We start from the raw sequence: 20,575 nt of genomic DNA, 5'->3' as shown, positions 1-20,575 counted from the left end.
TGTATTGATGCCGCGACTCCGTCGCGGCGGGTCATGGGGCTTTGACTCCCGGCCTTCCCTCGTCGCTCCGGTCGCTTCGCTCCCTGCGCTCCTCAGTCCAGGCCGGGAGGCCCCATGACCGCGACCCTGACCGCGCCGACGCAGGTGAAGAAGCCGGGTAAGCCCAGGCAGAACAGAGAAGCGATCTTCCTGTTCCTGCCCGCCTTGCTGCCGGTGCTGATCCTCAGCGTCTATCCGCTGATCCGCGGTATCGCGCTCGGCTTCACCGACGCGCGCGCCGGTCTGCATGTCGAGACGAACTTCGTCGGCTTCGACAACTTCAGCAAGCTGCTGCACAACAACCTGTTCTGGGAGTCGTTCCGGATCGGCGTGATCTGGACCCTCTCGGTCACGATCCTGCAGTTCGTCGCCGCGCTCGGCCTCGCGCTACTGCTCAACACCGACATCAAGTTCCGCGGCGTCGCCCGCACCATCGCATTGATCCCGTGGGCCATGCCCCCGGTGGTCGTCGCGATCATGTGGCGACTGCTGCTGCACCCGACCAACGGCCCGGTCAACGAGATCCTGCAGAAGCTGCACCTCACCGACCACCCGATCAACTTCCTCGGCGACTTCAGTACGGCGCTGCCGGCCGTGATCGTGGTCGGTATCTGGGTCGGTATGCCGATGACGACCGTCACCCTCCTCGCCGGCCTGCAAGGCATCGACCGCACCCTGTACGAAGCGGCCGCGGTCGACGGCGCCGGCGCGTGGCGCCAGTTCTGGAACATCACGCTCCCGCAGCTCCGCACCGTCATCGTCGCGATCACGAGCCTCGACATGATCTGGAACTTCAACTCGTTCGGCCTGGTCTACGTGCTGACGGCCGGCGGTCCGGGCGGCAAGACGATGCTGCCGATGCTGTTCGCCTACAACGAGGCGTTCCGCTACGGGAACTTCGGAATGGCCGCCGCGATGGGTGACGTGATGGTGGTCATCATCATCCTGTTCCTGTTCTTCTACCTGCGGAACCGCCTGCGGAGCGAAGCATGAGAACCCGTCCGGCAACCCGCGTCCTCCAGTACGTCGCCGTGCTGGCGTACCTGATCTTCCTCGGCTTCCCGTTGCTCTGGCTGATCTCCAGCTCGCTCAAGTCGCCGCAGGAGTTCGCGAGCATCACCCCGTCGATCCTCCCGAAGCACGTCGAGTTCTCCAACTACTCCGACGCGCTGAACGAGCAAGGCCTGGTCCGCGGTCTCGGCAACAGCCTGCAGATCTCGATCTACAGCACGATCCTGGTGCTGATCGTCGCGCTGCCGGTGTCGTACGCGCTGGCCCGCTTCCGCAGCCGGCTGCGACCGCTGACGAACGGCTGGATCCTGGTCAGCCAGGTGTTCCCGGTGATCTTGATCGTGATCCCGCTGTTCATGATCCTGCGTCCGCTGCACCTGACGAACACGATCCCCGGCGTCGTGATCGTGTACATGGTCTGGTCGCTGCCGTTCGCGCTGTGGATGCTGCAGGGGTACGTCGCCGCCGTGCCGCGCGAGCTGGAAGAGGCGGCGTCGGTTGACGGCGCGAGCCGGGTCCGGACGATCGTCTCGATCGTGATGCCGCTGCTCCGGCCGGGGCTGATCGCGACCGCGATGTTCACCTTCATCTCGGCGTGGAACGAGTTCTTCTTCGCCCTGGTCCTCTTGCAGGACCCGCAACTCAAGACACTTCCGCTGGTACTCGCCCGCTTCGTCGGTGCCGAGGGCCAGGTGCAGTTCGGCCCGCTCGCCGCCGCCTCCGTGCTGGCCACCGTTCCAAGTCTGGTGTTCTTCGCCTTCCTGCAGCGCCGGTTGACCTCCGGCCTGCTGAGCGGCGCAGTCAAAGGTTAGGAGAGGTAATGAAGAAGGTACTGACCGCGTTGCTCGCGGCGGGTGCGCTGGTGACGCTCGCCGCGTGTGGGGGCAACAGCAACGACAACAACAGTTCGGGTTCGTCCGACGAGAAGGTGACGCTGAAGTTCCAGAGCCTCGCCTTCCAGAAGACGACGGTGGCCGCGACCAAGAAGATCGTCGCCGACTGGAACGCCGCGAACCCGAACATCCAGGTCGAGTATGTCCAGGGCAGCTGGGACTCCGTGCACGACCAGCTGGTCACCCAGTTCCAGGGCGGGACCGCGCCGGACATCATCCACGACGAGTCCGCCGACATCACCGGCTTCATCAACCAGGGGTACCTCGCGGACCTCTCGCCGTACCTGAGCCAGGGAACCAAGGACGCCGTCCCGCAGGGTGTCTGGGACACGGTCTCGAACGACGGCAAGATCTACGGCGCACCAACGCTGATGCAGTCGTACGTCGTCCTCGGCAACTCCGCGCTGCTCAAGCAGGCCGGGATCAGCGCGACCGGTGACTCGCTCACCTGGGACGACCTGGCCGCCGACGCGAAGAAGCTGACCGCGGCCGGCAAGTACGGACTCGGCTGGGGCCTGAAGAGCCCGACCGCGACCGTGCTGAACCTCGGGATGAACTTCGACGGGAAGTTCTTCGACGGCACCGGTAAGGACGCCAAGGCAACGATCGGCGACCCGGAGCTCGAGGTGCCGAAGCGGATCCACGCGATGGCGTACGACGACAAGTCGATCGACCCGACCTCGCTGACGCAGGCCGCCTCCGACGTACTGCCCGGGTTCTACGCCGGCAAGTACGCGATGATTGTGGCCGGCAACTACGTCGCGCAGCAGATCCTCGAGGAGGCGCCGAAGACCTTCCAGTGGGAGGTGCTGCCGCCGCTGAAGGGCACCAGCACCAAGCAGGCCGCGAACCCGCAGACCCTGTCGGTGCCGGCCGAGGGCAAGCACATCGAGCAGTCGGCGAAGTTCATCGACTACTTCATGAAGGCCGAGAACCTGGCCGCGGTCGGTCAGGGCGACTGGCTGATCCCGACCACGCAGGCGGCCCGGGACGCGATCCTCAAGACCACCGGCGGCAAGGACGGCTGGCAGCAGACGCTTGCCAGCGGCACCGAACTGACCAAGGCGCCGTTCCAGAGCGTCGAGAACTACCCGAAGTGGAAGGACCAGATCGCGACGCCGGCGCTGCAGGAGTACCTGGCGAACAAGACCGATCTGGCCGCGTTGGGCAAGAAACTGAGCGATGGATGGGGTCAGGTCAACCAGTGACGTCCGAGCTGGAAAGCAAGTCGGTAGGTGCCCTCGTCGGTTCCGCGGTCGGTGACGCGATCGGTGGAGCCGTCGAGGGCTGGACCCCGGAGGCGATCCGGGAACGGCACGGCGGCTGGGTCACCGGCATCGTCGGCCCGTGGTACGACGACTGGCGGACGGCGCGTCCGATCGCGCCGTACCACAAGGGCGACGGGCACATCACCGACGACACGTTGATGACGCACGCGCTGGTCGAGGTGTACGACGAACGCCGTACCCACCTCGACGCGTACGCCGTCGCCGAGTCGCTGGTGCCGAAGATGATCGACGGGACCCGCTGGGTCCCGGAGCTCGAGGCGGACGCTCTGCTGCTGCAGCGGGTGTTCCTGGCCGAGAAGTGGCTGGTCGCCCGTCTGCACTACGGGCACGTCGATCCGCGCGAGGCCGGCGTCGGCAACATCGTCAACTGCGGTGCGGCGATGTACATGGCGCCGGTCGGCGTCGCCAACGCGGGCGATCCCGAGGGTGCGTACGCCGAGGCGCTGGACGTCGCCGGTGCGCATCAGGCGAGTTACGGGCGGGAGGCGGCCGGCGTGTTCGCGGCCGCCGTCGCCGCCGCAATGGTGCCCGGGGCAATGGCTGCGTCGGCGGTGGAGGCGGCTCTGCGGCTCGCCAAGGACGGCACTCGGAGGGCCGTCGAGGCGGTGGTCGAAGCGGCCGATGGCGTGACCGACTGGGAGCAGGCGATTCCCCTGCTGCGCCAGGCGATCGAGCCCTACGACACCGTCGGCCCGAACTACCGCGAGCTGTCCATGGACGCCCGTCGTCCGAGCCGGACCAAGGCGATCGAGGAGCTTCCGGTCGCGCTCGGTTTCGTCCTGGTCTCCGAGGGAGATGTACGCCGGGCCGTCCTCGGCGGTACGAACTACGGCCGCGACGCGGACTCGATCGCGTCGATGGCCGGTGCGATCACCGGGGCGCTCAGCGGACGCGACGGCGTACCCGCGGACTGGGCCGCCGACATCGCCGAAGCGAGCAAGACCGATCTGATCGAGCCGGGACGGGTGATGGCCTCGGTGGCCGTCGACCTGCAGGCCGCCGACGCGCGTCGCTGGGCGCGGCGTAGCGAAGTACTGGAGACTTTGACGCGATGAGAATGACCTGGGTGCAGCCGGAGGACCTGCTCCCGCACCAGCTGGTCCAGGCGCGGTCCGAGGGTGTGGACGTCACCGACGTCCAGGCCCGCTGGCTGGCAGCAGGCGGTACGACGGACGCCCCCGTGTCGGGCGCCTCCGCCGAGCCCGCGCCACCGGCACTGCGCGCACTGGCCCGTGAGCTGCTCGACGTACTCGACGCACGTACTGCGGAGTGGCACGAGCCGGAGATCCCCGAGCTGCCGTCCCTCGGCGAGCCGGTCGAACTCGAGGCGCGGACGTTGAACGCGTGGCTCGGCCGGTGTGCGGGCAACCTGCTCGGCAAGCCGGTCGAGAAGATCCCGCGGGAGGGCATCCGGGAGATCCTCGCCGGCTCGGGGCAGTGGCCGCTCACGCAGTACATCACTGCCGTCGGCGTGCCGGAGGACGTGCAGCTGCGGTGGCCGTGGAACCGGCGGTCGAAGGTGAACAGCCTGCGCGAGGTCATCAACGGGATGCCCGAGGACGACGACATCAACTTCGCCATCCTCGCCCTGCTGATGATGGAGCGGTACGGGCCTGGTCTGACCACCGAGGACGTCGCGCAGAGCTGGCTGAACGACCTGCCGGCCGGACGCGTGTTCACCGCCGAACGTGTTGCCTACCGCAACCTTCTCGAAGGTGTCGACCCGGCCCGCGCGGCTGTCGTCGGGAACCCGTTCCGCGAATGGATCGGCGCGCAGATCCGCACCGACGCCTACGGCTGGGCACACCCCGGTGACCGTACGGCGGCAGCCCGGCTCGCCCTCGTCGACGCCCGGCTGAGCCACACCGGCGCCGGGGTTGATGGCGCACTGTGGGTAGCGGCGATGTCGGCGGCCGCTCTGGTCCTCGAAGATCCGGTCAAGGCGGCCGTTGCCGGACTCGAGGTGGTCAACGGGCAGGGTGCGATCGCTCGCGCCGTCCGCTTCGGTCTCACGCTCGCGGACGCCGAGCTCGACGATGCGCTGGACGCGTTGCACGCGGAGTACGGCGACCTGCATTGGGTGCACGCGGTGAACAACACCGCACTCACGGCGTACGCGCTGACAGCTCAGGATTTCAGCACCGCGATCGGTCGTGCGGTGATGGGCGGCTGGGACACCGACTCGGCCGGCGCCACGGTGGGCGCTGTGTTTGGCGCCACGCGCGGGGTTCCGGCAGAGTGGTCCACACCACTGGACAACCGGGTGACCACAAGTCTCCCGGGAATGAACCAGATCGCGATCGACGAACTGGCGGCTAGGACTGTGGAGGTGTCGCGGGGTGCAGCCTGAGGTTGTCGTAGTAGGCAGTGCGAACGTGGATCTGGTGTTACCGGTCCAGCGCATTCCGCGCCCCGGCGAGACCGTTCTCGCGGGGGTGATGAGCCGTGGTCCGGGCGGTAAGGGGGCCAATCAGGCCGTCGCCGCGGCGCGGGCCGGTGCACGGACTGCGATGGTCGTCGCGCTCGGTGCCGACGACGGCGGCGCACTGCTACGCGACGCGCTCGGCGGCTCCGGGGTAGACCTCTCGCTGGCGACGACCAGCGACGCCCCGACCGGTACGGCGATCATCACGGTCGAGGAGAGCGGCGAGAACTCGATCGTGGTCGCGCCCGGCGCGAACGGCGAGCTGACTCTGTCCGCCGATGCGCTGGCCGCAATCGGACAAGCGAAAATCGTGCTTTCCCAATTGGAGATCCCGTTCTCCACGGTGCAGGCGGCGGCCGCGGCCTCGACGTACTTCATCCTCAACGCGGCTCCGGCCGCGGACCTCTCCGACGAACTGCTCGCCGAGGTCGACCTGCTGGTGGTGAACGAGACCGAGGCCGAGGTGGTCGGCGGTCCGGACCGGTCCGCGCTGCTGAAGAAGGTGCCGGCCGCGATCGTGACACTCGGCGGCGAGGGTGCGGTCGTCCTGACCCGGGACGCCGACGAAATTGCGGTTCCTGGCGTATCTGTCGAGGTAGTCGACACGACCGCCGCGGGCGATACCTTCTGCGGTGTGCTGGCAGCGGCATTAGCTGCCGTGTCAGCTAACGACTCGATCACCGGAAGCGACCTGACGAACGCGGTCCGACGCGCTAACGTTGCTGCTTCATTAAGTGTTCAAGCCGCGGGGGCGATCTCCTCGGTGCCTCACGGGGATGCAATCGACGCGCGTTATGCGGAGGTGTACCTGTGAATCCGCTCGAACCGCGGCCCATCGATCTGCCTGCAAGGGTCGACCTGGGTCTCGGGACCGATCTGTCCTTCCTGGACGACGCCAAGATCCTCGGCGCTCCGGAGGACCCGGGCGATCTGCCGCGCTGGCGCGCCAAGCTGGCCGAGTGGCGGTTCGGCGCGATCGAGCGGACGCGGTACGACGGCTCGCACTACGACCAGCCCGGTCGCGACTGGACCCAGACGGCATACTCGGTGGCGCTGGTCTGGCTCTGGGACGACCTGCTGTACGACGTACGGACGGGGAAGTTCACGCCGGAGAAGTTCGTCCAGCACGGGCTCGACGAGTTCGGCGGGCACGACGCGATCGTGCTCTGGCACGCGTACCCGGTGATCGGGATCGACGACCGGAACCAGTTCGACTTCTACCGGGACGTGCCGGGGCTGCGGGCGTTGATCGACGACCTGCACCGGCTCGGCCTGAAGGTGTTCTTCGACTACAACCCGTGGGACGTCGGCACCCGCCGCGCGGCACGCTCCGACGCTGACGAGTTCGCGGCGCTGGTGACCGACTTCGCCGTCGACGGCGTCTTCCTGGACACGCTCAAGGAAGGTGATCCGGCCTTCACCCGCGCGCTCCGGCAGGCGAACCCGGCGATCGCGTTCGAGGGCGAGTCACGGTTGCCGATGGCAAGGATCGCGGACCACGCGCTGTCCTGGGCGCAGTGGTTCGCGGACACGGACGCGCCGGGCGTACTGCGCGCGCACCTGTTCGAGCGCCGGCACATGATGCACCACACCCGCCGGTGGAACCGCGACCACAGCGACGAGCTGCAGTCCGCCTGGGTGAACGGCGTCGGCATGCTGGTCTGGGAGTCGGTGTTCTCGGCGTGGGTCGGCTGGAACGCCCGCGACCGCGCGACACTGCGCCGGATGGTCGCCGCTCAGCGCGCGTTCGCGCCGGTGCTGATCGACGGCGACTGGATCCAGCTGACGCCGGAGATCCCGGAGAAGGCCCGCGACCACGGCGTCTACGGGTCCCGGTTCGATCTCGCCGACATCACCTTCTGGACGCTGATCAACCGCGACGAGGAGGACTTCGACGGCATCGTGCTGCGCTCCGAGGACCAGGTCGGCGACTGGTACGACGTGACGTCGGGCGTCCCGATCACCTCGGACGACGAGGGTGTCCATCTGGTCGTGCCGGGGCGTGGCGTGGCCGGCATCGTCCGGGTCGGCGCGACCGCGGGCGCATCCTGCCGGGCGACCGCACGCCGGCTGGGCACGATGCCGCGGGCGCATGTGCGTGAGTCGGCGTTCCCGATGCGCCCGGCCGAGCCGGTCGCGGTGCCCGCGGTTTCAGGTAGCGCAGACATCGGTGCGACGGTCGACGTGCCGGCCGGGGAGCGGACGTTGATCGTTCGGCATCGGCGGCGCGAGACCGGGTTGTACGACACAGCGCCGTACGTCGAGGAGTGGAAGCCGCTGCCGCCACGGCTGCACGACATGCAGAGCGTGAAGCGCGAGGTCGAGCTGTCCGGCATCTCGGTCGCGGTGCGCGAGGTGAGCAACGCGGAGTACTCCGAGTTCCTCAAGGCGACCGGCTATCGACCGGTGGTCGCGAACCGATTCCTGAAGCACTGGGTCGAGGGCGCGCCGGTCCCAGGGACCGAGGACCACCCGGTGACGTACGTCGACCTCCCGGACGCGCGGGCCTACGCCGCGTGGCGTGGCGGCCGGCTGCCGACCGAGGACGAGTGGCAGGTCGCGGCAGCTGTCGAAGGCTTCGAGCGCCGCGAGCCATTGGTGTGGAACCTGACCGAGAGCGAGTACCGCGACGGCCGCAGCCGGTTCTGCATTCTCAAGGGCGGTTCGCATTATGTTGCCAAGGGCTCCGATTGGTACGCCGACGGCGGGCCGCAGCGGCCGGAGGTCAGCTTCAAGCTGGTGCTGACCGGAGGTGGTCTCGATCGCTCGGAGACCATCGGCTTCAGGTGTGCGGGATGAGGTCTGCTCCTCTTGACGGTGTGAAGGTGCTCGAGGCGGCGACGCTGTTCGCGGGACCGCTGGCAGCGACCTTCCTCGGTGACTTCGGCGCCGACGTGACGAAGATCGAGCATCCGTCGCGGCCCGATGCCGCGCGGACGCACGGCGCTTCGAAGGACGGCGTCGGGCTGTGGTTCAAGACCCTCGGACGGAACAAGCGGCTCGCGACCCTCGACCTGTCCCGCGGCCGGGACGTGTTCCTCGACCTGGTCAGGTCCAACGATGTGCTGGTCGAGAACTTCCGGCCAGGGACGTTGGAGCGTTGGGGTCTCGGGCCGGACGTGTTGCTGGAGGCGAATCCGCGGCTGGTGATCGCGCGGGTGACGGCGTTCGGGCAGGTCGGGCCGTGGTCGCGACGGCCCGGATTCGGATCGTTGGCCGAGGCAATGAGTGGGTTCGCGGCGGTCACCGGTGAGCCGGACGGTCCGCCGACGCTGCCGCCGTTCGGTCTCGCGGACGGGATCACCGCGCTCGCCACGGCGTACGCCGTTCTGGTTGCGTTGCGCGAGCGGGATCGCTCCGGTGCGGGGCAGGTGATCGACATGGCGATCATCGAGCCGATCCTGATGATGCTCGGCGGCGGCATCACGGCGTACCAGCAGACCGGGTATGTGCAGCCGCGGCTGGGGAACCGGTCGTCGAACAACGCGCCGCGGAACGTGTACCGGACCGCGGATGGTCGATGGGTCGCCGTGTCGACAAGTTCGCAGAGCATCGCCGAGCGGGTGGTGACGCTGGTCGGGCGTGCGGATCTGGTCGCGGAGCCGTGGTTCGCGACCGGGCGGGAGCGGGCCGAGCACGCCGACGAGCTCGACGACGCGGTCGGTTCGTGGATCGCGGCGCGGCCGTTGGAGCTCGTGATGGAGGAGTTCGAGAAGGCCGAGGCCGCGGTCGGGCCGGTGCACGACATCCGCGGGATCATGAGCGATCCGCAGTACGCCGCACTCGGGACGATCGTCAGCGTCGACGACGACGAGCTCGGCGGGCCGGTGCAGATGCAGAACGTGCTGTTCCGGTTGTCCGAGTCGCCGGGTTCGATCCGCTGGGCCGGCGGGCCGCACGGCGCGAACACCGACGAGGTGCTCGCAGAGATCGGCGTCACCCCTGACCAGCTTGCTGCGCTGCGGGCTGCCGGGGTCGTGTAGTCCGTGTGGTAATGGCCTGGAGGGGGCGTTCAGAGTGCTGACGGCACTGTATGTTCCGGCCAACCGGCCGGACCGGTTCGCGAAAGCTGTTGCCGCGGGCCCCGATCTGGTGGTGTTCGACCTGGAGGACGCCGTACCGGTCGACGCCAAGGCGGATGCGCGCGGGTGGGCGGTCGCCTGGATCGCGGCGAACGCGCACGGGCCGGTCGAGATCCGGGTGAACGCGCTCGGGACGCCGTGGATCGAGGACGACCTGGCCGCGATCTCCGCCGTACCGGCGGTCCGGATCCGGCTGCCGAAGGTGGAGAGCGCGGCCGAGGTGCGGGCCGTGCTGGAGAAGGTGCCGTCGGCAAGGATCACCGCGCTGATCGAGTCGCCGCTGGGGGTCGAGCGCGCGTTCGAGATCGCCACCGCGGACCCGCGGATGGTCGCAGTCGCGCTGGGCGAGGCGGATCTGTCGAGTGCGCTCGGGGTGGACGACGCGGCCGGGCTGGCGTGGTCCCGCGGCCGGCTGGTGTCGGCGTCGAGGGCAGCCGGGCTGGGCGCACCGATGATGTCGGTGTACCCGCGGGTCGACGACTTCGACGGGCTCCGGCGTACGTCGTTGGAGGGGCGGATGCTGGGCTTCGTCGGCCGGACGGCGATCCACCCGCGACAGCTCACCACGATCGTCGAGGCGTTCACCCCTACGGATGCGCAGGTGGCCGAGGCGGAGGCCCTGCTCGCGGCCGTGGAGAAGGCCGATGTCGAGCGCGGCGGCGTGATCGTCCTGCCGGACGGGCGGATGGTCGATCCGGCAATGATCGGGCGCGCCCGGGAGGTCACGGCTCTGATCCGGGAGATCGAGCTAAGGTCGTAGGCATGCTGCCGCGCAGGGTTGATGCCGTGGTGATCGGTTCGGGGCCGAACGGGCTCGTGAGCGCGATCACGCTTGCCGACGCAGGCTGGGACGTCCTGGTGCTGGAGGCCGCCGACACGTTCGGCGGTGCGGTCCGGTCGACCGAGGAGGGCGGCTGGATCAGCGATCGTTTCAGTTCGAACTACCCGCTCGGGGTCGCGTCGCCGGTCATGCGGGCGCTGGAGCTGGAGAAGTTCGGCCTGAAATGGTCGAACGCGCCGCTGCCGCTGGTCCATCTGCTCGACGAGGACGGCGCTGCGGCAGCGATCCACCGGGATCCCGAGGACACCGCGAAGTCGCTCGGCGCCGAGCACCCTGGCGACGGTGACGCTTGGCTGCGGCTGTACCAGCAGTACGTGTCGATCCGCGAGCCGTTGCTGAACGCGTTGCTCACGACCTGGCCGCCTGTCGTGCCGGGGCTGAAGCTGGCGCGGAAGCTGGGTTCGGCGGGGGAGTTGCTGCGGTTCGCGCGGTTCATGGCGATGCCGATGCACCGGATGGGGCAGGAGCTGTTCGACGGGCGGCACGGGCCGGCCATCATCGCGGGGAACTCACTGCATGCCGACGCGCCGTTGTCGGGCAGCGTCAGCGGGACGATGGGCTGGCTGCTCGCGATGCTGGCGCAGGACGTCGGCTACCCGGTCGCGACGGGCGGATCGTCGGCCTTCTCGGGCGCCTTGGTACGACGTGCCGAGCGCACCGGAGTGTTGCTGGTCCCGGGTACGCCGGTGACACGCGTCGAGGTGTCCGCGGGCCGCGTGACCGCCGTACACACGGCATCCGGTGAGACCGTCTCGGTCACCCGCGCGGTCATCGCGGATACGTCCGCACCGGCGCTGTACGGCGAGTTGTTGCCGGAGGCACTCATTCCGGCCGGGCTGCGACGCGATCTGGACGAGCGGTTCGAGTGGGACTATCCGACGGTCAAGCTGAACTTCCGGCTGAGCGGGCCGATCCCGTGGAAGTCGGCGGAGGCGCGGTCGGCCGGCGTCGTACACCTCGCTGGGACCGCTGACGATCTCGTGCATGTGTCCGCGGATCTCGACACCGGGCGGGTTCCGGCGCAGCCGTTCCTGCTGATCGGGCAGACCACGAAGTCCGATCCGACCCGGTCGCCCGAGGGCACCGAGGCGGTCTGGGCGTACTCGCATCTGCCGCGCGGGATCGCCGAGGACGCGGCCGCGGAGAAGCTGGCCGGCCGGATGGAGCGCGCGATCGAGCGATACGCTCCGGGCTTCGGCGACCTGGTCATCGATCGCGAGTTGCAGCGCCCGTCGGCCCTCGAATCTGGCAACGCTGCGCTCGGTTTCGGCGCGCTCGGCGGCGGCACGATGCAGCTGCACCAGCAACTCGTCTTCCGCCCGACCATCGGCCTCGGCAGCGCCCGCACTTTCGTCACCGGCCTGTACCTCGGCAGCTCCGCCATCCACCCCGGCGGTGGAGTCCACGGCGCCTGCGGCCATCTCGCCGCCCGTACTGCGCTCCGCGACGCCTCGCTCCTGGGTCCTGTCACCCGCACGCTCCCGACCGCTGCTCTTCGCCGCCTGCAACGCTGACTCAGGTTTCGCGATAGCCCGCCTCCCGCGCGATGACGAGGAGACGGGTGCGGTCGCGCGCGTGCAGCTTGGCGAGGATGTTCGAGACGTAGTTGCGGACCGTCTTCTGGCTGAGGCCGAGCCGGCGCTGGTCAGCCGCTAGGGTCGGAGTGTGCGACTCGACGAAGCAGGCTGCAGGGCTCGGGTGGCGGCAGCGCGGGTAGGACGTCTCGCGACCGTCGGCCCGGACCTGCGGCCGCACGTCGTACCGGTGACGTACGTTGTCCATGCGGACGAGCTGTTCATCGGCATCGACCAGAAGCCGAAGTCGACGACGGACTTGAAACGATTGCGGAACATAGCGTCGAACGAGCGGGTCGCGGTGCTGGTCGACGAGTACGACGAGGACTGGACGCATCTGTGGTGGGTACGGGTCGACGGGGTCGCGCGGGTGCTGGCCTCGGATGCGGCGGCAGTCGGGTTGCTGGCGGCGAAGTACCCGCAGTACGAGGCGGATCCGCCGCGTGGTCCGGTGATCGCGATCCGTGTTGACGGGTGGTCGGGGTGGGCGTATCGAGGGGAGGACTGACCGTGGTGGACGGGTTGTTGCGGGAGTTGGCGCCGCAGGTGCTGGGGTTCTTGGCTCGGCGCCACGGGCAGTTCGACTTGTGCGAGGACGCCGTACAGGAGGCATTGCTGGCGGCGGCGACGCAGTGGCCGGTTGACGGCGTACCGGCGAATCCTCGGGGGTGGTTGATCACCGTTGCGACGCGGCGGTTGACGGATGCGTTTCGGAGCGAGAGTGCGCGGCGGCGGCGTGAGGACAGCGTCGCGGCGATGGCAGGGCCGGAGGAGTTGGTTGCCCCGGGCGCCGATGTCGACGATGCGCCGGATGCCGATGACACGTTGACGTTGCTGTTCCTGTGCTGCCATCCGGCGGTGACGCCGGCGTCGCAGGTCGCGTTGACGTTGCGGGCGGTCGGTGGTCTGACGACGGCGGAGATCGCCCGTGCGTTTATGGTGCCGGAGGCAACGATGGCGCCGCGGATCAGCCGCGCGAAGAAGAGCATCAAGGCGGCGGGGAGCCGGTTCGCGATGCCGCCGGAGTCGGAGCGGGCCGAGCGGCTGCGCGTCGTACTGCAGGTGCTGTACCTGATCTTCAACGAGGGTTACACGGCGAGCTCGGGGGAGGAGCTGCAGCGGGTCGAGCTGACTGCGGAGGCGATCCGGCTGGCGCGGATGCTGCGTACGGCGCTGCCCGACGACGGCGAGACCGCGGGCCTGTTGGCGTTGATGTTGCTGACCGACTCGCGCCGGGCGGCACGCACGACCGCGGACGGCGGTCTGGTGCCGATCGACGAGCAGGACCGGTCGTTGTGGGACCGCGCGCAGATCACCGAGGGCGCCGACCTGATCCTGCACACGCTGCAGCAGGGCGGGCTCGGGCCGTACCAGCTGCAGGCCGCGATCGCCGCCGTACATGCGGAGGCGCCGAGCGCGGACGAGACGGACTGGCGGCAGATCCTCTCGCTGTACCTGGTGCTGGAGAAGATCGCGCCGAACCCGATGGTCACGCTCAACCGGGCGATCGCGCTCTCGCAGGTCGAGGGTCCGCAGGCGGGTCTCGACCTGCTGGCGACGCTCGAGGACGACAAGAACATCACCGAGACCCACCGCCTCGACGCCGTCCGCGCCCATCTCTACGAGCGCGCGGGTGATCTTGGGCGGGCTCATGACCATTACCTGGCGGCGGCCCGCCGTACGACGAGCCTCCCCGAGCAGCGTTATCTGCAGGCGAAGGCCGACGCGATCACGGGATGAGCCGGTAGAAGCGGAACAGGTCGGTGTGGAAGGGGAGGACCTGCGTCTCGGTGAATCCTGCCTCGGTGGCGTAGCGGCGGAGGGTGTCCGGGCGCATCAGCGCGCCAGTCGCGGCTGAGTCCGGGTCGCCCATCGCGTCGGGTAGGCAGGACATCAGGCTCCAGCCGTAGTGGTAGCGCTCGAGATCCGAGGCCGGTGCGGTGAACTGGTCCTCGACCAGCTCGTCGAGGATCAGGACCGAACCGCCGGGGGCCAGCATCTGGCGGGCTGTGCTGAGGGCATCGACCGGGTGGGACATGTCGTGCAGGGCTTCGAGGATGGTGACCAGGTCGAACTGACCTGACTGGTCGGATGCGTTGGCCGCCGAGAAGCTCACCCGATCGTCCAGTCCTGCTTCGTGGGCGTGGCGTTGGGCGGCGGTGATGGCGTCTGCGTCGAGGTCAACGCCGTGGACGGTGATGTTGGGGTAGGCCTGGGCCATCGCTATCGAGGACCAGCCGGTGCCGCAGGCGAAGTCGGCCACCCGGGCCGGCGGATCGGCGCGGAGGCGCTCGTCGATCTCGGGGATGGCGGGCAGCCACTCCTTGCCCAGCAGGTTCAGGTACGTCGGGCGGTTGAACTCGGCCCGTCCCTCGGGCTCCCACGGCTGGTGCGGCGGGGCGTCGCCGGTGCGGTACGCCTCGACCAGATCGGGGAGCATCCGGGCCGCCCTGGCGAGCTCGACACCCTTGTAGCCGTGGTAATTGAGGTCGTCCTCGTCGGCCAGCACCGAGACATGCTCGGGCGGCAGGGTGTAGCGCCGTTCGGTCGGAGCTGCTGTGACGTCGTCGACGTCGAGGAGATCGCTGGCGGCGTGGTGCTCGAGCCACTCGCGGATGTAGCGCTCGTTGGTGCCGGTGCGTTCGGCCAGCTCGACCGAGGTCGCCGGGCCTTGGTCGGCGAGCGCCCGGTACAGGCCGAGGCGCTCGCCGAGGTAGATGGAGTAGAGCTCGAGTGCGGCCCCGGCGTTCCGGAAGATCCGCTCGACGAGTGCGTTGGTCCGGTCCATGGGTTGGATCGTACTTAGGTCAGGACGCGGCGTCCCGTCTCATGGGATTCGATCGCGGCGTGCGCCAACTGCAGGGCGCGGCGGCCGGCGCCCGCGTGGACGGGTGGTTGCTCGCCGTTGCGCAGTGCGGTGAGGATCGCGTCGACGTGGCGGTCGAAGGTGCCGGCGAAGTTGCGCGACTCGTCGTCGAAGTACGTCGAGTGCCAGCGCTGCTCGATCGGGTCGCCGGCCTTCTGGAACGTCAGCGCGCGAACCGTGTCGTGGATGACGAGTCGGCCCGCCGTGCCGTTGATCTCGATCCGCTGGGTGTCGGGATAGGCGTACGACGAGTCGTACGTGCCGAGCATCGTGCCGACCGCGCGGTTCTCGAAGTCGAGTGCGAGCGCGACCGTGCTGAACGCGCCGTACGTCTTGTCGGTCATCTGCGCGGCTACTGAGGCCACTGGTCCGACCAGTTGCTCCAGCATGTCGAATCCGTGGCACTGGGTCTCGATCAGGTTCGCGTGCGGGGAGTTGCCGTGGTTCGCCTCGCCGCCGAAGCGCCAGGTTGCGAAGACGAGGTCGCCGAGCTCGCCGGCGTCGATGAGTGCCTTCGCGCGCTGCACGGGTTCGGCGTACCGGTGGTTGAAGTTGATCGCGAAGAAGTTGTCGCCGGCTTCCGCGAGCAGGCTGTCCGCCTCGGCGAGGTCGAACACGAGCGGCTTCTCGACCAGCAGCGGTACGCCGGTGCGTACCAGCTTCAGCGTGATGTCGTAGTGGTCCTCGTTCGGCAGGCAGACTGTAACGAGCTCGGGCTGCGCGTTGCGCAGCATCTCGTCGAGATCGGTGTACGGCGTGGTGCCGTACCGCTCGGCTCGCGCCCGCGTGCGGTCCGGCGTACGGCCGAAGATGCCGACCAGCTCGGTGTCCTCGCGGCGGGAGAAGATGCGCGCGTGGTGCTCGCCCCAACCGCCGGCGCCGACCACCGCGACTCTCATGCGGCGCCGTCCTGCGTGACGACCACCTTGCCGGTCTCGCCGGCCATGAACAGCTCGAACGCGTCGCCGATCTCCGAGACCGGGAAGCGGTGGCTGATCACCTTTCCGATGAGTTCCTGGTGGTCCGACAGAAGCGCGAGGTTGCCGGGCATCTCGTCGTACCGGAAGTACTCGCTGCCGAGGATGGCGTGCTCGGGGGCGATCAGATCGCTGGACACGTCGATCGTGAGCGATTCGCCGTGGCCGACGCAGATCAGCGCGCCGCGCTGGCTGACGATGTCGAGCGCGGCGCGCCGGGCGGACTCCTTGCCGGACGCGTCGAACGCGACATCCGGGTTGCCGGCTGCCGAGATGTCGTCGGCGAGCAGCGGGATCGCGCCGAACGACTCCGCGAAGTCGAGCCGCCAGCGGGAGAAGTCGGAGATGTAGACCGGTACGTCGGCGCCGTACTTCAGCTTGCTCATCACCGTCAGGCCGAGACCGATCGGGCCGGCACCCGCGATGTACACGCTCTCGACGTCTGGTCTGACCAGTGCCGCCCGGCCGATCGCGTGGCTGCTCGTACCCATCACGTCGAGCAGCATCGTCGCGTTGCCGATCTCGATGTCGTCGGTGACCGGGAAGAAGTTCGACTCGTGCACCAACTCGTACGGGCCGTAGCCGCCGTCGTGGGTGAACCCCATGTCGGCGCGCTTGGCCAGGCACTGGTTGGTGGCGTTCAGTTGGCAGCTGCGGCACTCGCCGCAGAAGTCCATCAGGAACACGGCTCCGCGGGTGCCGACGGCCGTGCTGGTTCCTTCGCCGGCCTGCAGGACGGTGCCGGCGGCTTCGTGTCCGGGTACGACGGACGAGCCGTCGTAGTACTGGTGTCGGTCGGTGCCGCAGAGGGCGTTGGCCTGGACGGCGAGGAGGAGTTGGCCGGGGCCGGGGTCCGGGTACTCGTGGTCCGCGAACTCGATCTTTCCGGCGCCGGTGAAGCTGGGGGCGAGGGCGGTACGCGTCATGCTGCCGGAATTTACTACGTAGCAAATCCTGCCCACAAGAGGTTGTCCGGCACGGGTTCTGTCAGCGGGTGGTGCTCTCTCGGACGCGGAGTTCGTAGCCGGCCATCCGGTGTTGCGGGACGTGATCGTCGTCCAGCTGCTCGTCGAGGAGGTCGAGCGCGGTGCTCGCGATGTCGTCGAGCAGCGGTGCGATCGTGCTGAGCGTCGGGGTCGACAGGCTGGACTCGACGATGTCGTCGAAGCCGATGACCGACACGTCGCCCGGTACGTCGATGGTGTTGCGCTGCAGCGCTCGGAGGGCGCCGAGGGCGGCGGAGTCGTTCATCGCGAAGATTCCGTCGGGGCGCAGTCGGTCGTAGGTGCGGGCGATCGCGTCGGCGGCCGCGGCGGTGGTCCAGTCGCAGTCCACGATCAGCGCCGGGTCGAGGTCGATGCCGTGCTTCTTCAGTGCGGCCTGGTATCCCTGGCGACGCAGTTGGTACGAGCGTCGCGGGCCGTGGTTCGCGCCGAGCAGGAGGATCCGCCGTCGGCCGGTGTCGAGCAGATGCGTCACGGCCGCCTGCGCTGCCTCGCGATTCTTGATACCGACGTGGTCGATCGCGCTGCCGGGCTCGCGGTCGCCGACCAGGACGACCGGGTGCGTACTGCGCTGGTCCGTGCGGCTGAGCGAGACCGCGCTCATGATCACGCCGTCGGTGAGGACGTCGCTGCCACCGCGAAGCAGCTCGACCTCGAGGTCGTGACGGCCGCCGGTGGTCTCGACGAGGATCGTCGTACCGCGGTCGCGGGCGGCCGCGATGACGGCTTCGGCGAGGTCGGCGAAGTACCGCTCGCGGAAAGTCGGGACGGCCAGGGTGACGGTGCCGGTGCGGCCGGTGCGCAGGCGGCGGGCGGCGGTGTTCGGACGGTAGCCGAGCGCGTCGAGGCTGGCCTGGACACGGGCGCGGGTGGCGGGGGAGACGTGGACGTAGTTGTTCACCACGTTCGACACGGTGCGCTGCGACACGCCCGCGTGGCGGGCCACGTCGGACATGCTGACCGCCACTGCTGCGCTCCTTCGGACCGGTCGGGTCAGGCTACCAGCGTGACCTGGGTTGTAACTTCGGTTTACAGTTGGTGGTATGAGCCTTCAGCAGAAGACCCGTGGGCGCCGGGACGCGATCGGGGTCGGCGTGGCCCTGCTCAACAAGCTGGCCCGGTCGCGGGCGATCGACCGGTTCGGGCTGCGGAAGCCGGCCGAGCGGGCGGTGTTCGAGGCGACCAAGACCGGATTCCGGACGGCTGGTGCGGTGTCCCGGCGGTTCTCGGCTGTCTCGAAGCTGGCCGCGCCGTCGCGGCTGCCTGCCGCTCGGGGGACCGGTCGGTTCGACCTGACGCCGACCGAGGACCAGCAGATGATGGTCGAGGTCGTGCGGGACTTTGCCGCCGACGTACTGCGGCCGGCTGCCGGTGCGGCCGACACGGCGTGCGCGACGGAGGCCAAGGTGCTGGAGTCGTCGGCCGAGCTCGGGCTGAGTCTGATCGAAGTACCGGAGGAGCTCGGCGGGATCGTCACCGAGCGGTCCGCGATGACCGGCGTACTCGTGGCCGAGGCTCTCGCTCATGGCGACATGGGGCAGGCGGTCGCGTGTCTGGCGCCGTCCGCGGTGAGTACGGCGATCTCGTTGTGGGGCGATGAGACGCAGCAGGCGACGTACCTGCCGGCGTTCACTGGCCAGACCGTGCCGGCGGCGGCGTTGGCGCTGGTCGAGCCGCGGCCGGTGTTCGACCCGTTCGCGCTGCGCACGCGGTACACGGGCGGGCTGCTGAACGGCGTGAAGTCGCTCGTACCGCGGGGCGCGGAGGCGGAGCTGTTCGTGATCGGGGCGCAGACGGATGCTGGGCCCGGGTTGTTCGTTGTGGAGGCGGATCATCCGGGCGTGGTGATCGAGGCGGAGCCGTCGATGGGGTTGCGGGCTGCGTCGTTGAGCCGGGTGATCCTGACGGACGTGCCCGCGGTGCCGTTGGGGTCGCTTGACGATTACGCGGAGTGCGTGCGGTTGTCGCGGCTCGGGTGGTGTGCGTTGGCCCTCGGTGCGGCGCGGGCGGTGCTCGACTACGTGACGCCGTACGTGAATTCGCGTGAGGCCTTCGGTGAACCGATCAGTCATCGGCAATCGGTGGCGTTCATGGTGGCGAACATCGGGATCGAGCTCGAGGGCATGAAGCTGGTCACGTACCGGGCCGGATCGCGTGATACGCAAGGGCTTCCGTTCGCCCGCGAGGTGGCGCTGGCGCGGCGGTTGTGCACGGAGAAGGGCATGCAGATCGGGACGGACGGCGTACAACTGCTCGGCGGGCACGGGTTCGTGAAGGAACATCCGGTGGAGCGCTGGTACCGCGACCTGCGAGCCATCGGCGTGATGGAAGGGGCGGTGCTGGTCTGATGATCAACCTCGAGACTCCGCGCAAGTTCCGGGCCTTCGTGAACCAGGCGCACCAGGTCGCGGCGGAGATGCTGCGGCCGAACTCGCGCCGGTACGACCTGGCCGAGCACGAGTACCCGGTCGAGCTGGACATGCTGGCCGCGATGGTCGACGGATTAGGGGCCTCAGGCACCGGTTCGGGCGCGGGCGCTTCCGGCGTACGACGTACTGAGGCCGATGCAGACGGTGTCGTCAACGGGTCGAACCTGTCGTCGGTGCTGTCGATCATGGAGATGTGCTGGGGTGACGTCGGACTGCTGCTGTCGATGCCGCGGCAGGGGCTCGGCAACTCGGCGATCGCATCCGTCGCGTCGGACGAGCAACTGCGGCGGTTCGACGGCGTGTGGGCCGCGATGGCGATCACCGAACCGGACTGCGGCTCCGACTCCGCGAACATCCAGACGACCGCACGGCTCGACGGCGACGACTACGTGCTGAACGGCGAGAAGATCTTCGTCACCGCCGGCGGCCGCTGCGACGCTGTCGTGGTGTGGGCGACGCTCGACAAGACGCTCGGCCGCGCCGCGATCAAGTCGTTCGTGGTCATGCAGGACACGCCCGGCATGACGGTCGAACGGCTCGAACACAAGCTCGGCATCCGCGCGTCCGACACCGCGACCATCCGCTTCGACAACTGCCGCGTACCCCGCGAGAACCTGCTCGGCACCGCGGACATCGACAAGGGTTTCGCCGGCGTCATGCAAACCTTCGACAACACCCGCCCGCTGGTGGCCGCGATGGCCGTCGGCTGCGCCCGCGCGTCGTTGGAACTCACCCGCGAGTTGCTGTCCGAGGCCGGCGCAGAGGTCGACTACGACCGCCCCGTCCATCTACAGCCCGCCGCAGCCGCGACGTACCTCTCGATGGAAGCCGACTGGGAAGCCGCCTACCTCCTCACCCTCCAGGCAGCCTGGATGGCCGACAACGCCCAACCCAACTCCCTCCAAGCCTCCATAGCCAAAGCCAAAGCCGGCCGCACCGCCAACGACGTCACCCTCCGCTGCGTAGAACTAACCGGCACCCTCGGCTACTCCGAACACCAACTCCTCGAAAAATGGTCCCGAGACAGCAAAATCCTCGACATCTTCGAAGGCACCCAACAGATCCAGCAGTTGATCGTGGCTCGGCGACTGCTCGGGAAGACCTCCGCCGAGCTGAAATAGCCTTGTTTCTAAGGGATGACCGGT

At 68.8% G+C, this 20,575-nt stretch carries 19 protein-coding genes; 14 read left to right on the top strand and 5 right to left on the bottom strand.

All coding sequences use genetic code 11. The features are described 5' to 3' along the window. The first annotated feature begins 114 nt into the window (after nt 1-114). Genes FDA38_RS31320 through FDA38_RS31275 form a run of 10 tightly spaced genes read left to right on the top strand, consistent with a single transcriptional unit; the run spans nt 115 to nt 12,094 of the window. Nucleotides 115-1,032, top strand: coding sequence for a carbohydrate ABC transporter permease (locus FDA38_RS31320; protein ID WP_137257692.1), 918 nt, complete (start codon nt 115-117; stop codon nt 1,030-1,032). Beyond that, the gene (locus tag FDA38_RS31315; RefSeq protein ID WP_137257691.1) at nt 1,029-1,862 is read left to right on the top strand and encodes a carbohydrate ABC transporter permease; all 834 of its coding nucleotides are present in this window, start codon (nt 1,029-1,031) and stop codon (nt 1,860-1,862) included. The genes FDA38_RS31320 and FDA38_RS31315 overlap by 4 nt, the downstream gene beginning before the upstream one ends. 8 nt (nt 1,863-1,870) lie before the next feature. Further along, nucleotides 1,871-3,151 carry an ABC transporter substrate-binding protein gene (locus FDA38_RS31310; protein ID WP_137257690.1) on the top strand — a complete coding sequence of 427 codons (1,281 nt, stop codon included), beginning with the start codon at nt 1,871-1,873 and terminating at the stop codon, nt 3,149-3,151. Then, on the top strand, nt 3,148-4,287 hold the full coding sequence (locus FDA38_RS31305) for an ADP-ribosylglycohydrolase family protein (RefSeq protein WP_233715026.1): 1,140 nt from the start codon (nt 3,148-3,150) through the stop codon (nt 4,285-4,287). Before FDA38_RS31310 ends, FDA38_RS31305 begins: the two co-directional genes overlap by 4 nt. Continuing rightward, nucleotides 4,284-5,582, top strand: a complete 1,299-nt coding sequence (locus tag FDA38_RS31300; RefSeq protein WP_137257688.1) for an ADP-ribosylglycohydrolase family protein — start codon at nt 4,284-4,286, stop codon at nt 5,580-5,582. Before FDA38_RS31305 ends, FDA38_RS31300 begins: the two co-directional genes overlap by 4 nt. Further along, a complete protein-coding gene (locus tag FDA38_RS31295; protein ID WP_137257687.1) occupies nt 5,572-6,471 on the top strand; it encodes a ribokinase in 900 nt (299 codons plus the stop codon). The genes FDA38_RS31300 and FDA38_RS31295 overlap by 11 nt, the downstream gene beginning before the upstream one ends. Then, complete coding sequence (locus tag FDA38_RS31290; protein WP_137257686.1) at nt 6,468-8,456, top strand: SUMF1/EgtB/PvdO family nonheme iron enzyme; 1,989 nt, start codon at nt 6,468-6,470, stop codon at nt 8,454-8,456. Before FDA38_RS31295 ends, FDA38_RS31290 begins: the two co-directional genes overlap by 4 nt. Continuing rightward, the gene (locus tag FDA38_RS31285) at nt 8,453-9,640 is read left to right on the top strand and encodes a CaiB/BaiF CoA transferase family protein (RefSeq protein ID WP_137257685.1); all 1,188 of its coding nucleotides are present in this window, start codon (nt 8,453-8,455) and stop codon (nt 9,638-9,640) included. The genes FDA38_RS31290 and FDA38_RS31285 overlap by 4 nt, the downstream gene beginning before the upstream one ends. A 34-nt stretch (nt 9,641-9,674) precedes the next feature. Beyond that, nucleotides 9,675-10,499, top strand: coding sequence for an HpcH/HpaI aldolase/citrate lyase family protein (locus FDA38_RS31280; protein WP_137257684.1), 825 nt, complete (start codon nt 9,675-9,677; stop codon nt 10,497-10,499). A gap of 2 nt (nt 10,500-10,501) precedes the next feature. Then, the gene (locus tag FDA38_RS31275; protein ID WP_137257683.1) at nt 10,502-12,094 is read left to right on the top strand and encodes a phytoene desaturase family protein; all 1,593 of its coding nucleotides are present in this window, start codon (nt 10,502-10,504) and stop codon (nt 12,092-12,094) included. Between the two features lies 1 nt (nt 12,095). Here the strand turns inward: FDA38_RS31275 and FDA38_RS31270 are convergent, their stop codons facing one another. After that, the gene (locus tag FDA38_RS31270; protein ID WP_137257682.1) at nt 12,096-12,362 is read right to left on the bottom strand and encodes a response regulator transcription factor; all 267 of its coding nucleotides are present in this window, start codon (nt 12,360-12,362) and stop codon (nt 12,096-12,098) included. Between FDA38_RS31270 and FDA38_RS31265 the strand changes: the two genes are divergently transcribed. Both FDA38_RS31265 and FDA38_RS31260 read left to right on the top strand, forming a co-directional pair. After that, complete coding sequence (locus FDA38_RS31265) at nt 12,246-12,662, top strand: TIGR03668 family PPOX class F420-dependent oxidoreductase (RefSeq protein ID WP_137257681.1); 417 nt, start codon at nt 12,246-12,248, stop codon at nt 12,660-12,662. The genes FDA38_RS31270 and FDA38_RS31265 overlap by 117 nt on opposite strands. Further along, on the top strand, nt 12,659-13,894 hold the full coding sequence (locus FDA38_RS31260) for an RNA polymerase sigma factor (RefSeq protein ID WP_137257919.1): 1,236 nt from the start codon (nt 12,659-12,661) through the stop codon (nt 13,892-13,894). Before FDA38_RS31265 ends, FDA38_RS31260 begins: the two co-directional genes overlap by 4 nt. On the opposite strand, the gene FDA38_RS31255 is transcribed toward FDA38_RS31260, so the two are convergent. The 4 genes from FDA38_RS31255 to FDA38_RS31240 all read right to left on the bottom strand — a co-directional run bounded on the left by FDA38_RS31255 (nt 13,884) and on the right by FDA38_RS31240 (nt 17,968). Then, the gene (locus FDA38_RS31255; protein WP_137257680.1) at nt 13,884-14,942 is read right to left on the bottom strand and encodes a class I SAM-dependent methyltransferase; all 1,059 of its coding nucleotides are present in this window, start codon (nt 14,940-14,942) and stop codon (nt 13,884-13,886) included. The genes FDA38_RS31260 and FDA38_RS31255 overlap by 11 nt on opposite strands. A gap of 14 nt (nt 14,943-14,956) precedes the next feature. Then, on the bottom strand, nt 14,957-15,919 hold the full coding sequence (locus FDA38_RS31250) for a Gfo/Idh/MocA family protein (RefSeq protein ID WP_137257679.1): 963 nt from the start codon (nt 15,917-15,919) through the stop codon (nt 14,957-14,959). Further along, nucleotides 15,916-16,923, bottom strand: coding sequence for an alcohol dehydrogenase catalytic domain-containing protein (locus FDA38_RS31245; RefSeq protein ID WP_137257678.1), 1,008 nt, complete (start codon nt 16,921-16,923; stop codon nt 15,916-15,918). The genes FDA38_RS31250 and FDA38_RS31245 overlap by 4 nt, the downstream gene beginning before the upstream one ends. Nucleotides 16,924-16,984: 61 nt before the next feature. Continuing rightward, the gene (locus tag FDA38_RS31240) at nt 16,985-17,968 is read right to left on the bottom strand and encodes a LacI family DNA-binding transcriptional regulator (RefSeq protein WP_137257677.1); all 984 of its coding nucleotides are present in this window, start codon (nt 17,966-17,968) and stop codon (nt 16,985-16,987) included. A gap of 76 nt (nt 17,969-18,044) precedes the next feature. On the opposite strand from FDA38_RS31240, the gene FDA38_RS31235 reads away from it, so the two are divergent. Together FDA38_RS31235 and FDA38_RS31230 are read left to right on the top strand one after the other, a co-directional pair. Beyond that, nucleotides 18,045-19,349 (top strand): acyl-CoA dehydrogenase family protein, encoded by a 1,305-nt coding sequence (locus tag FDA38_RS31235; RefSeq protein ID WP_137257676.1) that lies wholly within the window; start codon nt 18,045-18,047, stop codon nt 19,347-19,349. Then, nucleotides 19,349-20,551, top strand: coding sequence for an acyl-CoA dehydrogenase family protein (locus tag FDA38_RS31230; protein ID WP_137257675.1), 1,203 nt, complete (start codon nt 19,349-19,351; stop codon nt 20,549-20,551). Before FDA38_RS31235 ends, FDA38_RS31230 begins: the two co-directional genes overlap by 1 nt. The last annotated feature ends 24 nt before the right edge of the window (nt 20,552-20,575 follow it).

It is taken from the genome of Kribbella jiaozuonensis (genome assembly GCF_005233875.1).
GTDB classification, from domain to species: domain Bacteria; phylum Actinomycetota; class Actinomycetes; order Propionibacteriales; family Kribbellaceae; genus Kribbella; species Kribbella jiaozuonensis.
This window is presented reverse-complemented; position numbering and strand designations above follow the sequence as displayed.

Bases quoted from the DNA above. Each gene is read 5' to 3' on its own strand.
- FDA38_RS31320 (WP_137257692.1), top strand. From the start codon at position 115: ATGACCGCGACCCTGACCGCGCCGACGCAGGTGAAGAAGCCGGGTAAG.
- FDA38_RS31315 (WP_137257691.1), top strand. From the start codon at position 1,029: ATGAGAACCCGTCCGGCAACCCGCGTCCTCCAGTACGTCGCCGTGCTG.
- FDA38_RS31310 (WP_137257690.1), top strand. From the start codon at position 1,871: ATGAAGAAGGTACTGACCGCGTTGCTCGCGGCGGGTGCGCTGGTGACG.
- FDA38_RS31300 (WP_137257688.1), top strand. From the start codon at position 4,284: ATGAGAATGACCTGGGTGCAGCCGGAGGACCTGCTCCCGCACCAGCTG.
- FDA38_RS31285 (WP_137257685.1), top strand. From the start codon at position 8,453: ATGAGGTCTGCTCCTCTTGACGGTGTGAAGGTGCTCGAGGCGGCGACG.
- FDA38_RS31275 (WP_137257683.1), top strand. From the start codon at position 10,502: ATGCTGCCGCGCAGGGTTGATGCCGTGGTGATCGGTTCGGGGCCGAAC.
- FDA38_RS31270 (WP_137257682.1), bottom strand. From the start codon at position 12,362: ATGGACAACGTACGTCACCGGTACGACGTGCGGCCGCAGGTCCGGGCC.
- FDA38_RS31255 (WP_137257680.1), bottom strand. From the start codon at position 14,942: ATGGACCGGACCAACGCACTCGTCGAGCGGATCTTCCGGAACGCCGGG.
- FDA38_RS31250 (WP_137257679.1), bottom strand. From the start codon at position 15,919: ATGAGAGTCGCGGTGGTCGGCGCCGGCGGTTGGGGCGAGCACCACGCG.
- FDA38_RS31245 (WP_137257678.1), bottom strand. From the start codon at position 16,923: ATGACGCGTACCGCCCTCGCCCCCAGCTTCACCGGCGCCGGAAAGATC.
- FDA38_RS31235 (WP_137257676.1), top strand. From the start codon at position 18,045: ATGAGCCTTCAGCAGAAGACCCGTGGGCGCCGGGACGCGATCGGGGTC.
- FDA38_RS31230 (WP_137257675.1), top strand. From the start codon at position 19,349: ATGATCAACCTCGAGACTCCGCGCAAGTTCCGGGCCTTCGTGAACCAG.